13 protein-coding genes are annotated in these 14,972 nt (G+C 57.8%); 4 read left to right on the top strand and 9 right to left on the bottom strand.

Translation table 11 applies throughout. The annotated features are described in order from the left end of the window. Positions 1 to 3: 3 nt before the first annotated feature. The 3 genes from N5W20_RS01550 to N5W20_RS01540 form a co-directional block, all read right to left on the bottom strand. Entirely contained in the window at positions 4 to 2,067 is a 2,064-nt protein-coding gene (locus N5W20_RS01550) for a M13 family metallopeptidase (RefSeq protein WP_319807184.1), read from the bottom strand. 79 nt (positions 2,068 to 2,146) lie between these two features. After that, complete coding sequence (locus tag N5W20_RS01545) at positions 2,147 to 2,770, bottom strand: Dabb family protein (RefSeq protein ID WP_319807183.1); 624 nt, start codon at positions 2,768 to 2,770, stop codon at positions 2,147 to 2,149. A gap of 69 nt (positions 2,771 to 2,839) precedes the next feature. After that, entirely contained in the window at positions 2,840 to 3,661 is an 822-nt protein-coding gene (locus N5W20_RS01540) for a ferritin-like domain-containing protein (protein ID WP_319807182.1), read from the bottom strand. Positions 3,662 to 3,870: 209 nt separating this feature from the next. Between N5W20_RS01540 and bioB the strand changes: the two genes are divergently transcribed. Beyond that, the gene (gene bioB, locus N5W20_RS01535) at positions 3,871 to 4,881 is read left to right on the top strand and encodes a biotin synthase BioB (protein ID WP_319807181.1); all 1,011 of its coding nucleotides are present in this window, start codon (positions 3,871 to 3,873) and stop codon (positions 4,879 to 4,881) included. 96 nt (positions 4,882 to 4,977) lie between these two features. On the opposite strand, the gene N5W20_RS01530 is transcribed toward bioB, so the two are convergent. Continuing rightward, the gene (locus N5W20_RS01530) at positions 4,978 to 7,200 is read right to left on the bottom strand and encodes a TonB-dependent receptor (protein WP_319807180.1); all 2,223 of its coding nucleotides are present in this window, start codon (positions 7,198 to 7,200) and stop codon (positions 4,978 to 4,980) included. A gap of 142 nt (positions 7,201 to 7,342) precedes the next feature. On the opposite strand from N5W20_RS01530, the gene N5W20_RS01525 reads away from it, so the two are divergent. From N5W20_RS01525 to N5W20_RS01515, 3 genes are read left to right on the top strand one after another with little or no spacing between them, the layout of a single operon-like run. Beyond that, positions 7,343 to 7,669: a hypothetical protein gene (locus N5W20_RS01525; protein ID WP_319807179.1), complete on the top strand. Its 327-nt coding sequence runs from the start codon at positions 7,343 to 7,345 to the stop codon at positions 7,667 to 7,669. Continuing rightward, entirely contained in the window at positions 7,659 to 9,101 is a 1,443-nt protein-coding gene (locus N5W20_RS01520; protein WP_319807178.1) for a PepSY-associated TM helix domain-containing protein, read from the top strand. The genes N5W20_RS01525 and N5W20_RS01520 overlap by 11 nt, the downstream gene beginning before the upstream one ends. Continuing rightward, a complete protein-coding gene (locus N5W20_RS01515) occupies positions 9,098 to 9,361 on the top strand; it encodes a hypothetical protein (RefSeq protein WP_319807177.1) in 264 nt (87 codons plus the stop codon). The genes N5W20_RS01520 and N5W20_RS01515 overlap by 4 nt, the downstream gene beginning before the upstream one ends. On the opposite strand, the gene N5W20_RS01510 is transcribed toward N5W20_RS01515, so the two are convergent. Genes N5W20_RS01510 through N5W20_RS01490 form a run of 5 tightly spaced genes read right to left on the bottom strand, consistent with a single transcriptional unit; the run spans position 9,327 to position 14,968 of the window. Then, complete coding sequence (locus N5W20_RS01510; protein WP_319807176.1) at positions 9,327 to 10,217, bottom strand: hypothetical protein; 891 nt, start codon at positions 10,215 to 10,217, stop codon at positions 9,327 to 9,329. The two genes, N5W20_RS01515 and N5W20_RS01510, sit on opposite strands and share 35 nt — an antisense overlap. Further along, entirely contained in the window at positions 10,214 to 11,143 is a 930-nt protein-coding gene (locus N5W20_RS01505) for an MlaD family protein (protein WP_319807175.1), read from the bottom strand. Before N5W20_RS01505 ends, N5W20_RS01510 begins: the two co-directional genes overlap by 4 nt. A 32-nt stretch (positions 11,144 to 11,175) precedes the next feature. Beyond that, positions 11,176 to 11,877 carry an ATP-binding cassette domain-containing protein gene (locus N5W20_RS01500; RefSeq protein WP_319807174.1) on the bottom strand — a complete coding sequence of 234 codons (702 nt, stop codon included), beginning with the start codon at positions 11,875 to 11,877 and terminating at the stop codon, positions 11,176 to 11,178. Further along, entirely contained in the window at positions 11,874 to 12,680 is an 807-nt protein-coding gene (locus N5W20_RS01495; RefSeq protein WP_319807173.1) for an MlaE family ABC transporter permease, read from the bottom strand. The genes N5W20_RS01500 and N5W20_RS01495 overlap by 4 nt, the downstream gene beginning before the upstream one ends. Beyond that, on the bottom strand, positions 12,677 to 14,968 hold the full coding sequence (locus N5W20_RS01490) for a cache domain-containing protein (RefSeq protein ID WP_319807172.1): 2,292 nt from the start codon (positions 14,966 to 14,968) through the stop codon (positions 12,677 to 12,679). The genes N5W20_RS01495 and N5W20_RS01490 overlap by 4 nt, the downstream gene beginning before the upstream one ends. Between the last annotated feature and the right edge of the window lie 4 nt (positions 14,969 to 14,972).

Below are 14,972 nucleotides of genomic sequence, written 5' to 3'. Positions count from 1 at the left end.
TAATTACCAGATCACAACCCGCTGTTCGGGCGGAATATAAAGCTTGTCCTTCGGTTTTACGTCAAAAGCATCGTACCAATCGTTAAGATTATGCGCTGGCAGATTGACTCGTGCTTTTGGCGGAGAGTGTGGATCTGTGGTCACACGTTTTCTGACGACATCATCCCGCAATTTTTCCCGCCAGACCTGCGCCCAACCGAGGAAAACACGCTGGTCACCGGTCAGACCATGCACAACCGGTGCCGGCTTGCCCTTGAGCGATGCGTGATAGGCGTTGAGCGCGAGGGTGAGCCCACCGAGGTCCGCGATGTTTTCGCCCATTGTCAGTTTGCTGTTGAGATGAAGCCCGGGGAAGACCTCGAACTTCTCATATTGCGCGCCGAAGCGATCCGCCAGTGCGTTAAAGCGCTTGATGTCCTCCGGCGTCCACCACTGATGCACGCGGCCTTTTTCATCAAACTGACGTCCTTCATCATCGAATGAATGCGTCATTTCATGACCGATGACCCCGCCAATCGCACCGTAATTAACGGCTGTGTCGCCATTCGGGTCAAAGAAGGGAGGCTGCAGGATGGCTGCAGGAAAGACAATTTCAACCTGTGTCGGCTCGTTATAGGCGTTGACGGTCTGGGGCGTCATTTCCCATTCAGTCCGGTCCACATCCTTACCCACGTGAGACAGATCATGCTGCCATTTAAAGGCCATAGCACGCGTCGCATTGCCGAAAATATCGCCCTTTTTGACCTCAAGCGATGTGTAATCGCGCCATTTGGTAGGATATCCCACCTCGATGCGGAAATTATTGAGCTTACGCCCCGCTTTCTCACGCGTTTCAGGCGACATCCATGGATTATGCCGCAATCTCTCAGCAAAAACCTCTTTCACCTCCCCGACAAGGCTGGTGATGCTGGCCTTGGCGCTCGGCGGGAAGTAACGTTTCACATATTGCTGCCCGATGGCCCAACCCATGGCGGCGGACGTGGCGGTGACGGATTGCTTCCATCGCGCGCTCAGTTTCGGCTGGCCCTCAAGCTCATGCGCGTTGAAGTCGAAGGAAGCCTGCACAAAATTATGGCTGAGATAAGGGGCCGCATCATCCGCAAGATGAAACGCCATCCATGCCTGACGGGTCGCATTATCCAGCCCGGCAATATGTGCCGCCATGTTTCGGATCGCGGCAGGCTCAAGCACAACAAGTTTCTCGGACTTGAAATCCTCCGGCTTGATACCGGCCTCGGTCAGGAGAAGCGACCAGTCGATTTCCGGCACTTTCGCCTGTAGCTGCGCCAGACTCATCGGGTTATTCAGACGTAGAGGGTCGCGCAGGGCCTGAAGGGGCCATTCCGCTTTGGCGAGCTCCGTCTCAAATGTGACGATGCGTGTCGCTTCCAGCGCGGCATTGGGCCAGTTGATCAGCCCCAGCATTTTCTCGACATAGGCGCGGTAGGCTTTTTTCTTGGCCGCGAATTCCGGCTTCAGATAATAATCCCGGTCCGGCATGCCAAGGCGCCCTTGTCCGAGCGCGATGACATATTTTGTCGGGTCATCAAAACCCGCCATAATGGAGATTTCAAACGGACTGTAAAAAAACTGGTGAGACGCCTTGCCGAAGAGAGCAACGGCCGATTTGACATCATGCGCGTTACGAATGTCGGTCAGATAAGGTTTAAGCGGCGCATTGCCGAGCTGGTTGGCTTTCGACTCATCGAGGAAGGTCGCATAATAAACGCCCAGTTTCTCACTTGTCGTGATCGGAGAGTCCGGCGCGTTCCTGCCTGCTTCCATCAGCAGGGTTTTAACGCGCTCACGTGCTGTCTCCGCCAGAACGTCAAACGCGCCGAAGCTCGAGCGATCATCCGGGATGCGAATATTTTTGATGTAGGTGCCGTTCGCGAAACTGAAGAAATCATCCCCCGGTTTGACCGATCGGTTCATGCCTGCTGTATCAAAACCCCACCCTGCCGGATAAGGCTTTGTTTCGGCACGACCGAGCTGCGCCCCGGCCACGACCAGCCAGGTCGCACTCGCGGCAAGAAGACTCTTTTTCAGAACAGATTTTTTGGTCAAACCAGAGCTCCTGATATTTGTCTTTCATGCCGAGCTTGGCATGTCTGTTATAAGCATTTCTGAGGGTCGCCCCCCGCCTTCAGGATGCGCGTTTTGATCGCGCAACGATTCCCGGAACGATGGCAGGATGATATCCATACTCCGTGCGGTCGACAATCAGCCCGGACATGAAAGCGGAAAAAGCCGCGTAAGCCGGGTCATAAAAATGCGGATCTGTCACGATGGGCGGGCCCATGACGAAGTGACGGTCCCCTTCCGATCGGAATTGCAGAATATACAGGAAGTGCCTCCCTGCAGGAGGGAGGTGCGGCGCGCCCTCCCACCCCATTTCGATCAGGTCGATCGGGTGGCGTCCATCCGGGCGGCGGGAATCCTGCGTCAGGCGCGCGAGACGCAGGGCAAAAGCCTGTTTCTGCGCCGCCGACACATCAGCCCGGAAGGTCAGAAGAACGACCTGCCTCACCCGTCCCGGCTGCCAACCTGGTGACGTATATTGCGAAGCACCCACCTGTTCCATGAGCTGTCGCGCCACTTCCACCGATGCAGGGGGCGCGGCGTCTGCAATTGGCCCGTTACTGTAGCGGGCGATGGGCAGTTCATAAGGGTCATGTCGCCAGGCGCCGCTACATGCTGAAAGGGAGAGCAGACCGCCCAGCGTCAGACTCAGCACGCCGCGCCTGACGAGATGGCGGGATTGAAGCATGCAGGGCTGAACCGTTCTCTTTCTCATTGACGGGATGTCCTGCTCTTGGGACAGGCTTCGCGGTTTGTCTCAGCCTGCCAGTTGTTTCTGATATCGCCGGGATTTAAATTGAATGATCCGGTACATCAGCTTCGCCGTGCCTGTCTGGATGGCGGAATGCGGCTTGATCCCGATTGTCTTGAAGATCATGCTGACAACGCGCTGAATATGGTTCGGGCGGTAACGTGGCATGGCGCGCGCCATGTAATCCGCGATGCAGCGCCCGTAATCATAAGGTGTGCCCTCGGGCACATTTGTCGTGTAGAATGCGGAAGCAAGCTCATCATCCTCGCTTTCAAGCACACGCCCCAAGGCGATCTGCGCCCGACGGATCACCCCCAGCTTTTCCCGCCCGAGATAACGGTGCATGTGGTCATAAAATAGCTTGAAATGGCGGAATTCATCAGCAGCGATCTGCTTACAGACCGCCTTGAGAACAGGCTCATCCGTGCTATCCGCCAGGGCTGTGTAAAACGAGGATGTTCCCGTCTCCACCATGCAGCGCGCGATCAGTTCCCCTGTGCGGGAGCCTCGGATGGAAGCATCGACATCCTTGTCAATTTTATAAGTCTGTCGGTAACGCTGAAATGCCAATTTATAATCCCATGTCGGATCCGCGAGCATGGCCCATTTGCCCAAGGCGTCGCCATGCTGCACTTCTTCAACCGCCCACGCATCTGCGGCTTTGGCAAAATCCGGGTCGCCAATAAAGACATTATTAAGGTAGGCCGCGTAATCCAGACTATTGCGCTCAACGACAGAAGCTGCTTTGACGATAGGAATAATTTCAGGATCGACCTTCGATACGTCGAAAGCATCCCAATCCAGTTGCTCAATGCGCCAGTGTTTCATACGATCCCCAAACGTGCCACTTGCGGCGGACACCTCGCCTGACCTAATAACATGCGCCTCGTTGCGCGCAGGATCAAGCGAAGTCTGACAATGTTAACGCTGGCGAAGGGCGCACGTCGCCTGTCGCGGCTTTGCCTGGACGTGACAAATGATGCGTCTCATGGCATCGCTGGGCGATTTGATGATGGTTTTCTGGAGCATTCGCGACAATGAATACGGCCTTACACGCGCAACCCGTCACCCGATCCACGGATACGACCCGAAAATCCGAGATAAGGCACGATTGGACGCGTGACGAGGTCGCGGCCCTGCTGGCGCTGCCCTTCCCGGAGCTGATGTACACGGCGCAAAGCCTGCATCGCACCTATTTTGACCCGAATGAAGTCCAGATCTCGACGCTTCTTTCCATTAAAACAGGGGGATGCCCCGAGGACTGCGCCTATTGCCCCCAAAGCGCCCGACATGCTGAGCGTCAGCAGGCAGAGCGCTTGATGAGCATTGAGAAAGTGCTTGATGAGGCGAAGCGCGCGAAAGATGCGGGGGCCGGACGCTTCTGCATGGGCGCCGCGTGGCGGTCCCCCAAGGACCATGACCTCGAAACCGTGTGTGAGATGATCCGCGGCGTCAAATCACTGGGGCTGGAAAGCTGCGTCACGCTCGGCATGTTGACAGCCGCGCAGAGTGCGGCCCTCAAGGAAGCAGGGCTCGATTATTATAACCATAATCTCGACACGTCAGAGGAATTTTACAGCCAGATCATCTCCACCCGCACCTATCAGGACCGTCTTGATACGCTCGAAAATGTGCGTGAGGCGGGCATTCATGTCTGTTGTGGCGGGATTGTCGGGATGGGTGAGGATGAGAACGACCGCGCCGGGCTGATTATGACCCTCGCCAACCTGCCCCAGCACCCGGAGAGCGTGCCGATCAACCTCCTCATCCGTGTCGCTGGCACACCGCTTGAGAATGCGGCGCCGATTGACCCCATCACTTTTGCGCGTGTGGTCGCAACAGCCCGGATCACCATGCCCGCAAGCCATGTCCGCCTGGCGGCAGGGCGTGAACTTTTGAGTGACGAGGCCCATGCACTTGTCTTCATGGCGGGCGCGAACTCGATTTTCTGTGGTGATAAACTTCTGACGACACCAAACCCGAGCGAGCATCGTGATCGTCGCCTTTTGGCGCAACTCGGTATGCGCCCCGCGACAAAAACCCATTAGCGCCGCATAGAAAAACCGCTCTGCCCTGATTCATCAGGCTGCAAGGCGGTTTTTGCAGAGAGAGAAAAGGGGCGGATGTCACCGCCCCTTTTTGCGTTACAAATCCGTCGTGAATGAGAATTTATAGACGCGCGGCAAGCCCTGATAAAGGTAGCCGCCATAGGCGGACGTCCAATAACTGTTATTGGCAATGTTATCGACACCGAAGCGCAATGTCAGCGGTTTCTTACCGGCGAGGAAGACATAGCGCGCCGCAAGATCAGCACGCGTCCAGGCCGGAACACGCTGTGTGTTATTGGCATTGGCCCATTGATGTCCCGTCTGTTCGACACGGGCGACGAGGGTCAGTCCCTTCAGTTTGGGTACATCATATTCAATATTGCCGCTGATCATGTAGCCCGGCACGCCCAGCGATTTGAGACCATTCTGCGCGTCATTCGCCGTGCGGACCTGCGTTGCATCAAGGACGGTGGCGCCGCCATTAAAGCGCAGTCCCTTGACGATTGTGCCGTTGATATTGAGCTCAATGCCGCGATTATGCTGCATGCCATTGACGGTATAAATGGACCGCCCCGTATCGCCCAACGGCTCGACATAGGAGCTGGGGATGCTCATCTGGAAAAGTGCGAGCGACGCCGCGAAATTGCGCTGGATATATTTCGCACCCACTTCATATTGCACGGTGCGGTAAGGCGGGAAGATTTCCCCAAGGTTCACGACATTGCCGCCCGCTGTCGGGCCAGGTGCCAGGCCCTCTGACCGGTTGAAGTAGATTGCCGTGTGGCGCGTGGGGTGTACGGTCAGGCCGACAACCGGCGTAAAGGCGCCCTGCGCGTAACGATCCGCCGGGCTGGCGCCGTAATTATAGGAAATCTGCCGGATATTCTGGTAGCGGAACCCGGCGGTTAAAGCGACACGGTCATGAAAAGCCTTGACCGTATCGGAGAAGAAGAGACTCCAGAGGCGCGTCGCATTATTGAGCTGCGGATTATCGACGTTACCCCCTGAAAAGCTGTACGGCAGATGTGCCTGATTTCCGTAAGGGCCGTAGAGATTTGTGTCTCCTTTCGTCAGCGCCATGGAATAAGCAGTCGCCATATTTGTCCATACGGAAGAGCCACCGAGATTGACTTCGTGCCGCAGCGGCCCGGTATCGAACCTCCCGCGGAAACCCGCCTGAAGGCTTTCATTGGTGGTGACGGCGGGGACGTACATGCCGCCATAAGTGGCCGCCCCTGTCTGCACATTTGTGACGGTTGGCTGGGCGTAATCGCCCTTTTCCCACCCGCTCTGCCCCCCAAATGACGCGTAACCCATCAAATGCGGGGTGAAATCATGCTCAAGCCTCATCAGGCCGAAAAGGTAATTGAGGTTGGTGTAAGTCCAGGGCAATCCGTAATTGGCGGAGGAAGCTGGCGGGCGGGGGACGGATGTCAGGGTGGATGACAGCAGCACACCCGGGCGACCATGATAGACGCCCTGATTCTGGTAAGCGATATCGGTGATCAGCCGCGTATGGTTGGAAACATCATGCCAGTCAAAGGCACCGCCAATGGCGACAGCACGACGCCTTTCACCCTCAATGGCGTCATTGCCCCCCATCCCTGCCGCATTCAGCCGGAAACCGAACTGATCATTTCGCCCGAATCGCCGACTGACATCGAGCGCGCCACCCCCCTGACCGCGAGAGCCGTAATTGCCCGTGAGGCGCGTGATCGGGTCCTTCGCCGCCTGCTTCAGTTTAAGATTGACGCTGCCACCGATTGAGGTCCCACCTGGGGCCGCACCATTTACAAATGCATTGGTGCCGTTAAGCACCTGCACCTGCTCATATAATTGCGGCAGGAGGAGCTGGCGGGGCGCAATGCCGTAGAGCCCGTCAATCCCGACATCATCTCCGGCGACAGCCAGGCCGCGAATAATGAACATCTGGGAGAAATTACCGTAGCCGAGCGTCATCCGCACGGAAGGGTCATTTTCAAGCACCTCCCCCAGCGTCTGGGCCTGCTGATTGAGCATGATGCTGGAGGTATAACTGCGCACATTGAAAGGCGCATCGAGTCCGCTCATATGCCCCAACACGCCGAGATCGCCACTCTGCGTGACTTCCATCTGATTCTCACGTTTGGCGCGGACGACGAGATTTTCCCGATCCGACGCATTTACGGATGTCACATTGCTGGCTGAAGATTGATGCGTCCCTGCATCGACAGGCGTCGTCGGTGCTGCCTGCGCGGTGAAACCTATTGAGGCGCCGAGAACGGTAAGGCCAACCCGCGTAAAAGAACGAGAGAATTGGCGGGTATGAGAGGTCGCCAAAAGAGACTCCATCGTGAAATGTTTATTGACAAAGGGTCGAACTGACTTCAACTTCCTTCCAGTTGTCTCAAATGAGAAACAGTTGCAATTGGAAATTAACCAGTTTTTTGCTTTTTCGGACGGTTCGTATAAGTTGTTGCAAGTGAGACACAATCTTAATCATGCGCGCGGGCGGGCCGCGCGCCGCTTCAACGGACGTCGTGCGCGCCGGCTCCTTGGCGGGCTGGCCGGTGTGTGGGTGCTCGGGTTCGGCGCGTTGAAGCTCGATCAATGGGTGGCAACACATTATCACTGTCCTTTCGCGCCACATTGCAGCTATTTGCTGGTCTGTTTTCTCATGCCTGCTTTTCTACTCGCCCTCTTTTCAATTCCGTTTAAACGACGTGATGTCGCCCTGCCCCATCAGGAAGGCGCAGGTGCCGCGGGACATGCTTTAAGTCAGGCGCATTATTCTCCCCATGTTCAGTGACACGCTGCGCCAACGCATGGGTTGGCTGCACGCATGGGTCGGCTTTATTGCGGGACTTCTCCTGGTTGTGATTTTTTCCTGTGGTGCGCTCACCAGTTTCGACACGGAAATCACGCGCTGGATGCAGCCTGAACTCGCGCGCGATCCTTCTCCCAACATAAGTGAAGCCGGGATGAACACGGCGATCGATGAAGTTGCGCAGATGCAGGCGCGTGGCTTCATCCCGCTTATCATCCTTCCCTCCATCCGTGACCCGTTTTTGCGTGTCGTGCATTATGATGGCACGAGCTTCATCGGCCCGGTCATTGACCCGTCCTCCGGCGCACTGCGCACGCGCCGCGTCACTTATGGCGGCACGTTTTTCTATGTGTTTCACCATGGCTTGTTCCTCCCGAAACCCTGGGGCAGCATCCCGACAGAGATCGCGGCGCTGATGCTCCTCGTCACGCTGGGGGCGGGCGTGATCATCCAGCTAAAGCGGCTTCTGCCTAATTTTTTGCTTTTCCGGCGTCAGGGGCCTTGGGTGCGCTCCTGGACGGACGCGCACATCTTGGTTGGCGTGCTGCTCATCCCGTTTATGGCGATGATGGCTTACACGGGCGCGTCAATCCACGCGATGCGACTTTTCCCGTCCATGCCGCACAATAAAGTGCATGAAGCGAAAAAACCCGCCATGCCACCGCAAGCACCGTTGGAGGCGCCCGAAATTTCCCGGTTGCTCCATCAGGCGGAAGGGGTTTTTGGCAAGGGGAAGGTTGGCTTCATCACCTTCACGCAGAAGGACATCCGATATTTTCGCAACGATATGGCCAGCACGGTCATCACCCGCGACGCCTTCATCGCGCCCCTCCCCACAGGCGACGTCCGGCTTGAGCGACATCAAGCGGATATTGCCAATGTCAAAGGCTGGCTTGCCGGACTCCATTACGCGCGTTGGGCCCGATATCCGTTTCGCTTCCTCTATTTTACCGGAGGGCTCGCCGGAAGTTGGATGATGTCCGCGGGACTTGTCATTTTTCTTATGAAAAGACGCAGCGCAAACGGGCATCGGTCCAGCTTCAGATTGGGAGAAGCGGCGACACTGGCCGTGACGACAGCGTTGCCGCTCGCCATGCTCGCTTATCTTGCGTCAAGCCGTGTGCTTCCGGGAGGAATGGTGAAGAGTTGTCACGTCGAGACAAGCATCTTCTTTTCAGTCTGGATCATCGCCATTGCCGCCGCTTCGCTGGATGTTTTCAGGGGACGCTCCATGACAGCCTGGCGTCGTCAGCTTATCGCCATCGCCTTGGCCGGTCTGGCCATCCCAGTGCTTGATTTTTCAACGCGCGAGATAGCCTGGCATGAGGCGTCCCGCATCTATCTCACGGTTGATTTCATCGCCGCCATATTGGGCCTCCTTGCGCTTGGCGGTGCCCGGCGTCTGAAATCATGATGCATATCGGTTTCGATATATCGGCGTGGGCCGTTCTGCTTCTGGGCATTGCCGTGACCCAGTTCAGAGGCCCTATTTCCGTCCCAGTGGAACGCCTGCGCCATATTTTAAGCGCACTTCTCTGGGTCGCGCTGGCGGCGCTGATATTATCGCTTCATCCTCTGACACTTCGCGCCTTCATTACACTCGTCCTCACGGCCCTGCCAGGCGGCATGATCGCCGCGTTTATTCGCTATGCGATAATGCCGTCCCAGCGCTAAGATCGTCCGGCTCATCTGACGGAATTTGAGCGGCATTTTCAGCTTCCAGACTTTGCTGGCTTTGCCGCGTCAGCGCACGCGCAAGGTCAGAGCGCCCCAATTTCCCCGCACTCACGGAAGCGATATCCAGCATCTGGCGCATCGCACTGTAATTCCCGGTGAGGCGATTCAGTGTGACAGCCTCCTGCGCGGCATTGAGGCTCTCTCCATAGCGCCCCTGAGCCAATCGAAGCTGCGCACGTAGAGCAGCCCGGTCAGCCCTCAGGCGCGGATCCTGCGCGCGCGCCTGGTCAAGCACGGTCAAAGATTGCTGTGCCTGCGCGTCATGACCCAACGCAACATGGCTCACCCCGCAGAAATATTGCGCCCTCAGCCCGAATGCGAGAGGCGAGGAAGGCAGGTGACAGGCGATATGCGCAGCCTGGGCATAATTCTTCCCCTGATATAAGGCCGCCGCCTGCACGAGCGCCAGACGCGCCGGCGTCCCGAACCCCCTTATCGCCAGGTCCTTTTCCGTCACCGAAACGGAATCAAGCGCGGCCTGCCATTGATGATCCCTCAAATGAACCACCGCGAGGTTATATCCCGCAGAGCCCAGCCCCGCCTGATCATTACTCAGAAGGGCGCGCTGATAGGCCACGCGATAAGCGGAGAGGGCCTGCGTCCGATAGCCGAGATCATACGCGCTGCGCCCGGCATCCAGCGATTGTTGCATTTTCTGATCCGCCACGGGTGGCGCGGCGCCACGCCCGCAGGCAGACAGAAGCACCGCACCACTCAGGGCCATCAACAAGCGGGAGCGACGAAGGGCGGTGGGCTTGCACCCCGTCGCGCGATTGAGGCGCTGACGCGTCATGGTGAAATCTCCCCGACCGGCAGGTCATTCTGAGGGGATGCCGCACCGCCGCCCAGAATCCAGGACTGCCGAAGCTGATCCGATAATTTGCGCAGACTATCCGCCGTCATCTGCGCCTGGGTCAACAGGGCCGGAAGCGCAACACTTGCCTGGTCAACATTGGTGATGGTGGACCGGATTTGCGGCGTCGAGCGCTTGAGCCCGTCCGTAATCTGATGGACGTTGCTGACCGCCCCGTTTGTCTGCTTCATGATCGCGTCAACCTGCTTCCCGAGCGGTCGAAGCTGGGCAATCGTTTGTTGCAGGTCCCGCGTCATCCTGTCAGCACGTGCGAGAAGTTTGTGATCCATGATCAGCCCGCCAGCAAGCCCCTGGCCGTCTTTAAGGGCCGTCGTCACGGCGGCAAGGTCTGTCACCATTTTCTCGGCACTTTGGATTGTCGGGACAAGCTGCGCCCGGACATCATTGACGGTTTTGATAATGAGGTCGCCCGGATTTTGCTCCGCCTCCGCCCGCACTGCGGCAAAGGTCCAGTCCAGCGGCGTGCCCTGCCCGCGTGTCAGTTCAATATAACTCGCCCCGGCCACGACGAAGCGCCTTTTAATGACGGCTTTACTGTCATCACGGATGAAAGGCTCAAATTGCGGGTCAATCGTGGCGATCGCATACATATTGCCATGATCATTGATTTTCACTTCCCGGATGGTCCCGATCCGCGTGCCCATGAGTTCAACATCATTGCCAACAGCGAGGCCCGCAATACCGCTTTGAGGAAGCTGAAAATGCAGGCGTCCCGAGGGTGTCAGCCACTCCCGCAACACGCCGGCCTGTATCACCGCAAAAATGAAGACACCAATCGCGACAAGCACAAGCCCGCCGACCCATTCATTGGCGTAACGTAAATTCATTGTGGGATCGCCACTCACATCGGCGTCACGCCGCCTCCGGAAGCCGAGCATTATTCCCCCCCCGCGATCGGTTCCAGACCGTTCTCGTAAAGCTGATAGAATTTGACGCCGCGGCCACGATAGCGCGACCAGAGCGCCGGGTTCTGCGTGAGGCACAGAAAGCCCGTGCCCTGAAGACGTGCCTCCGTCACCTTCTGAAGCACGATATCCGCGTCCAGACCTGTATCCTCATCCAATGGATTTTCAAGGATCACCAAAGGCGGGCGCGCCAGAAAAGCACGCACAAGGCCCGCTTTGCGACGATCCCGCGCGAGCATGAGGTCGGGCCTCAAAGTCGGCAGTCCCGGCAGGTCGAAAATATGGCATAAATATTCAGCCTCCTGCGCGAGTTGTGCAATGGGCATGGTGGTGTGGTGCATTTGCTGCAAGAGAATGTTCGTATCCATCGTGAAAAGCCCGACCCAGGCCCCCTGATTGGTGTAACGCCCGATACGCCCGCGTAACGCATCCGCACGTTTGGCTGAGAGGCGATGCCACTCCAGCCCCAGGCAGAAGGCCTGCCCTGAAGCGAGAGGCCGCAATCCGATCAGCAGATCCACGAAGGCCGCGGAGAGGAGGTCATTCATGCAGGAGATGACGGCACAGTCACCCGCATTGAGGCTGAGGTCATAACGTCCCGTCAGGTCATGACTCCGCGTAAGTGCGGGGCGCGCCTGGCGCAATTCCAGCAAGGCGCGTGATGTCGCGCTCATCCGAAGGTAATCCCGAGCGCAACATTGACGACAAGGATGGCAAGCATCCCACTCATAAAGCCTTTCGGCAAAAGGGTTGAGAAATCATCATCATGCCGCACATCAAGCGCGGTCAGGCAGGTGCTGAGGCTGAGACTGAAACCACTGACGAGGAATTTCAGCGGGATGGCCAGATAATCGATTGGCTGCATTGCCCCGGTCACTTCATAGAGAAACGTCCATAAAGGCACGGATATCACGGACTCGAACCGGCACACCGCATAGCCTGAGACAAGCGACATCACGCTGAACACAACGCCCAGCGTGAAAGCACTGACCGTGATGGCGAGCACGCGCGGCATGACGAACATCAGAAACGGATCAATCCCCATACCGCGCAGCACGCGCATCTCCCGCCCCAGCGTCAATTGGCCCAGTTGCGCAAGGGAAAGCATGCCGCTGCGTCCCAGGAGAATAATGGAGACCAGCACGGGCGCAACCTCACGCACGAGGATGGTGATGATAAGCGCATTGGCCGCGTCCGCCATCCCGGCAATGCCCAGCCAGTAAATCGTCTGCGCCACAAGCGCGAACCCGACCAGAGCACCCGTCACGAGCGTGCTGATAAGACCCCCACCAGTTGCCTGCACCAAAGTGGACCAGAATTCGAGCCGCACGGTGCGCCGCCAATTACCGACGGAAAGGGCTTCAATGACGACACCCCAGGCGGCGCTGAGCATGATCAGCGTCGCCCGCAAAATGCGCCGCGTCACGCGACCGATTGTCGCGAGGCGTTGCAGCAGGAAAAGTTTGACTTCCGTCATCTTCGGGCGGCCAGAATGTGCGTCACGGTCAAACCGCGGCCCGGCATGAAAAATGCGCCACGCGGCCGGAAGAGGAAGCGATCTTTCAGGACTGCCCAGGCCGCATCGGAAACCTGAATCGACCCGGTTTCCGCCGAAGACATGGCGAGACGATCCGCATTGGCGAAAGCTTCACCCCACAGCGCGTAACGCGCGCCGTCTCTCCCGACATGCGCACCAAGCACCGGCCCGACATCCAGCCCCATATTGAAATTGCGAACCATATCGGCGGCATTCAGGATGCGTTGGGCCGCCTCGCGCAGTTCGAGCAAGGCATCCGCCACGCCACAAACCGACTCCGGCTCAAGCGCCGCGCCGCATTTACCGACGAGGAGAACACGATTGCCGGCCAGTTGCACCACGGAAAGCGCAAACGTCTCCGCAACTTCCTCCAGCTTAGTGGCCAGCCTCTGAAAAAGATCAACCGTCGCCTGAACATCCGGCGCATCCTGGTGAATAAAGTGAATGGTGGCGACGGGCACGGCCGGGAAACAACCTGTCTCGAACCCGCTTTCCCCCGCATCCAGGAAAACGACTTTGGCCGCCGTGACAGGTTGCGGCGCGGCGTCAGCAACATGGCGATCGCCGGATGTCGCGCGTTCATCCTGCGCAATGGCCGCATAGCGCAGCGCAATCATGTCGTTGATCAAGGGGAGGAATTTTGCCCCGTCTGGCTGCGTCATGGCGCCCGTCAACACGGTCAGCCCGCAAAGACCATTTTGACGCCGGATGGGATAAACAGCGTAATGCGTGACGTCACCCGTCAGGCCCTCCGCCCGCCAGAGGGGCCTTAAAACTTGGGCCGTGTCCGACGTCATATTATCCAGAACGGAGACGCGCTCCAACGCTTCCAGAAGCGGTTGGGCCTCGTCAGGATTAATCTCTCGGCCGGAACCATGCTGCCCCGTCGTCGCCTCGTAAGCATCTTCGCAAATAAGTCGGCGATCCGCTTCCTGAACCCGCCAGAGCGCCACACGCGATATACCGGTGATCTCTGCGACTGATTCACTCAAAATCGGCGCCTGCTGGGCAATGTCGAAGATATTATCATCCTCAACGAGCCGACCGATCAGCCCTTCCGCGACGCGTTGGGAATCCCGCAAATCATCGACCTGACGCGTTGCGCGCACCGTGCGGCGCTTCTCACGGAAGAGCAGGCCCGCGAGGCCCGCCGCCAGCGCGATGATCAGCAGAGAGAAAGCAAAACCCTGCCAACCCGCGACCGAGATAATCCGCGCATAATCGCTTTCCGGCGCGTGAAGGATGAGGAGCCAGCCGGGACGGATGGCGTCGAGAGACGAATAAATCGTGACATATCGCGTCTTACGCCCCGAAATGATTTTCACCCCCGAACCATAAATGCGGTAGAGGGACAATGCGCGAGAGAAGACCGGCGTCTGCTTCGCGTCGATCACCATTTTATCGAACTGCCAATGCGCCTGCGCGGCAATCTCCAGCAGATCATTCCCGGCGACGACGCGCCCTTTCTCATCAAGGATGATCGCCTTACCATTCTGCCCGATTTTCATTTTATCCAGAAAGCCGGAAAGACGCGTGAGAGAAAGGTTAATGGCGAAAACGGCATGGTGCCCATTTCGGAGCGTCAAGGCGCTGGAGGCTGTCGAGAAGATTTCATGCCGCGACTGGGATGGATAGGGCTCAGCCCAACTGATGCCCGGATGGCGCACGGCCCGTAAATACCAGTCACGCTGGCGCGCATCATAGCCATTGGCGGGCTTGTCCTCCGTCCGCACAATTTGGCCCTGATGGTTGTAATACCAATGGCGGAAAACATCTTTTCCCGGAAGGAGACGCACCCACTCCACCCCGTCCGCGATCTGTTTCGGGGCGCGGTTGATGAACCAGAATGTGCCGCGATCATCCGCGATGAACATGCTGTCGATCTGCGGGAGGTGGTTGAGAAGGGACCGGCCGTAATCCAGAAATGTCCGCGGCGGCGCATCGCTGAGCGGATCCGTCAGAAGGTCCTGCGCGATGGTGGCGGATTGCGGCGCGGGACCGAGATAGTCCGAGACTTCACGCGTGAGGAGTTTCTGCTGCTCATGCAGGAGTGTCTGTGTCAACCCGATCACGCGCGCCCGGGTGACATGGTAGGAATGCACTGAGACGGCGCTGATGACCGCAACAATGGCGATGATCCCGATAATCGGAGCGGCAAGGGCCATCCCCCGCCGGAGACGCCTGTCAATGGAATGATCTTCCGGGTTGACGATCTCGAAACGGCGCAAACCT

The sequence above is a fragment of the Candidatus Kirkpatrickella diaphorinae genome, assembly GCF_025736875.1.
Taxonomy (GTDB): Bacteria; Pseudomonadota; Alphaproteobacteria; order Acetobacterales; family Acetobacteraceae; genus Sorlinia; species Sorlinia diaphorinae.
This window is presented reverse-complemented; position numbering and strand designations above follow the sequence as displayed.

What these genes read in the sequence shown, in the direction of transcription:
- bioB (WP_319807181.1), top strand. Translation starts at nt 3,871, where the DNA reads ATGAATACGGCCTTACACGCGCAACCCGTCACCCGATCCACGGATACG.
- N5W20_RS01540 (WP_319807182.1), bottom strand. Translation starts at nt 3,661, where the DNA reads ATGAAACACTGGCGCATTGAGCAACTGGATTGGGATGCTTTCGACGTA.
- N5W20_RS01510 (WP_319807176.1), bottom strand. Translation starts at nt 10,217, where the DNA reads ATGACGCGTCAGCGCCTCAATCGCGCGACGGGGTGCAAGCCCACCGCC.
- N5W20_RS01500 (WP_319807174.1), bottom strand. Translation starts at nt 11,877, where the DNA reads ATGAGCGCGACATCACGCGCCTTGCTGGAATTGCGCCAGGCGCGCCCC.
- N5W20_RS01545 (WP_319807183.1), bottom strand. Translation starts at nt 2,770, where the DNA reads ATGCTTCAATCCCGCCATCTCGTCAGGCGCGGCGTGCTGAGTCTGACG.
- N5W20_RS01515 (WP_319807177.1), top strand. Translation starts at nt 9,098, where the DNA reads ATGATGCATATCGGTTTCGATATATCGGCGTGGGCCGTTCTGCTTCTG.
- N5W20_RS01495 (WP_319807173.1), bottom strand. Translation starts at nt 12,680, where the DNA reads ATGACGGAAGTCAAACTTTTCCTGCTGCAACGCCTCGCGACAATCGGT.
- N5W20_RS01520 (WP_319807178.1), top strand. Translation starts at nt 7,659, where the DNA reads ATGTTCAGTGACACGCTGCGCCAACGCATGGGTTGGCTGCACGCATGG.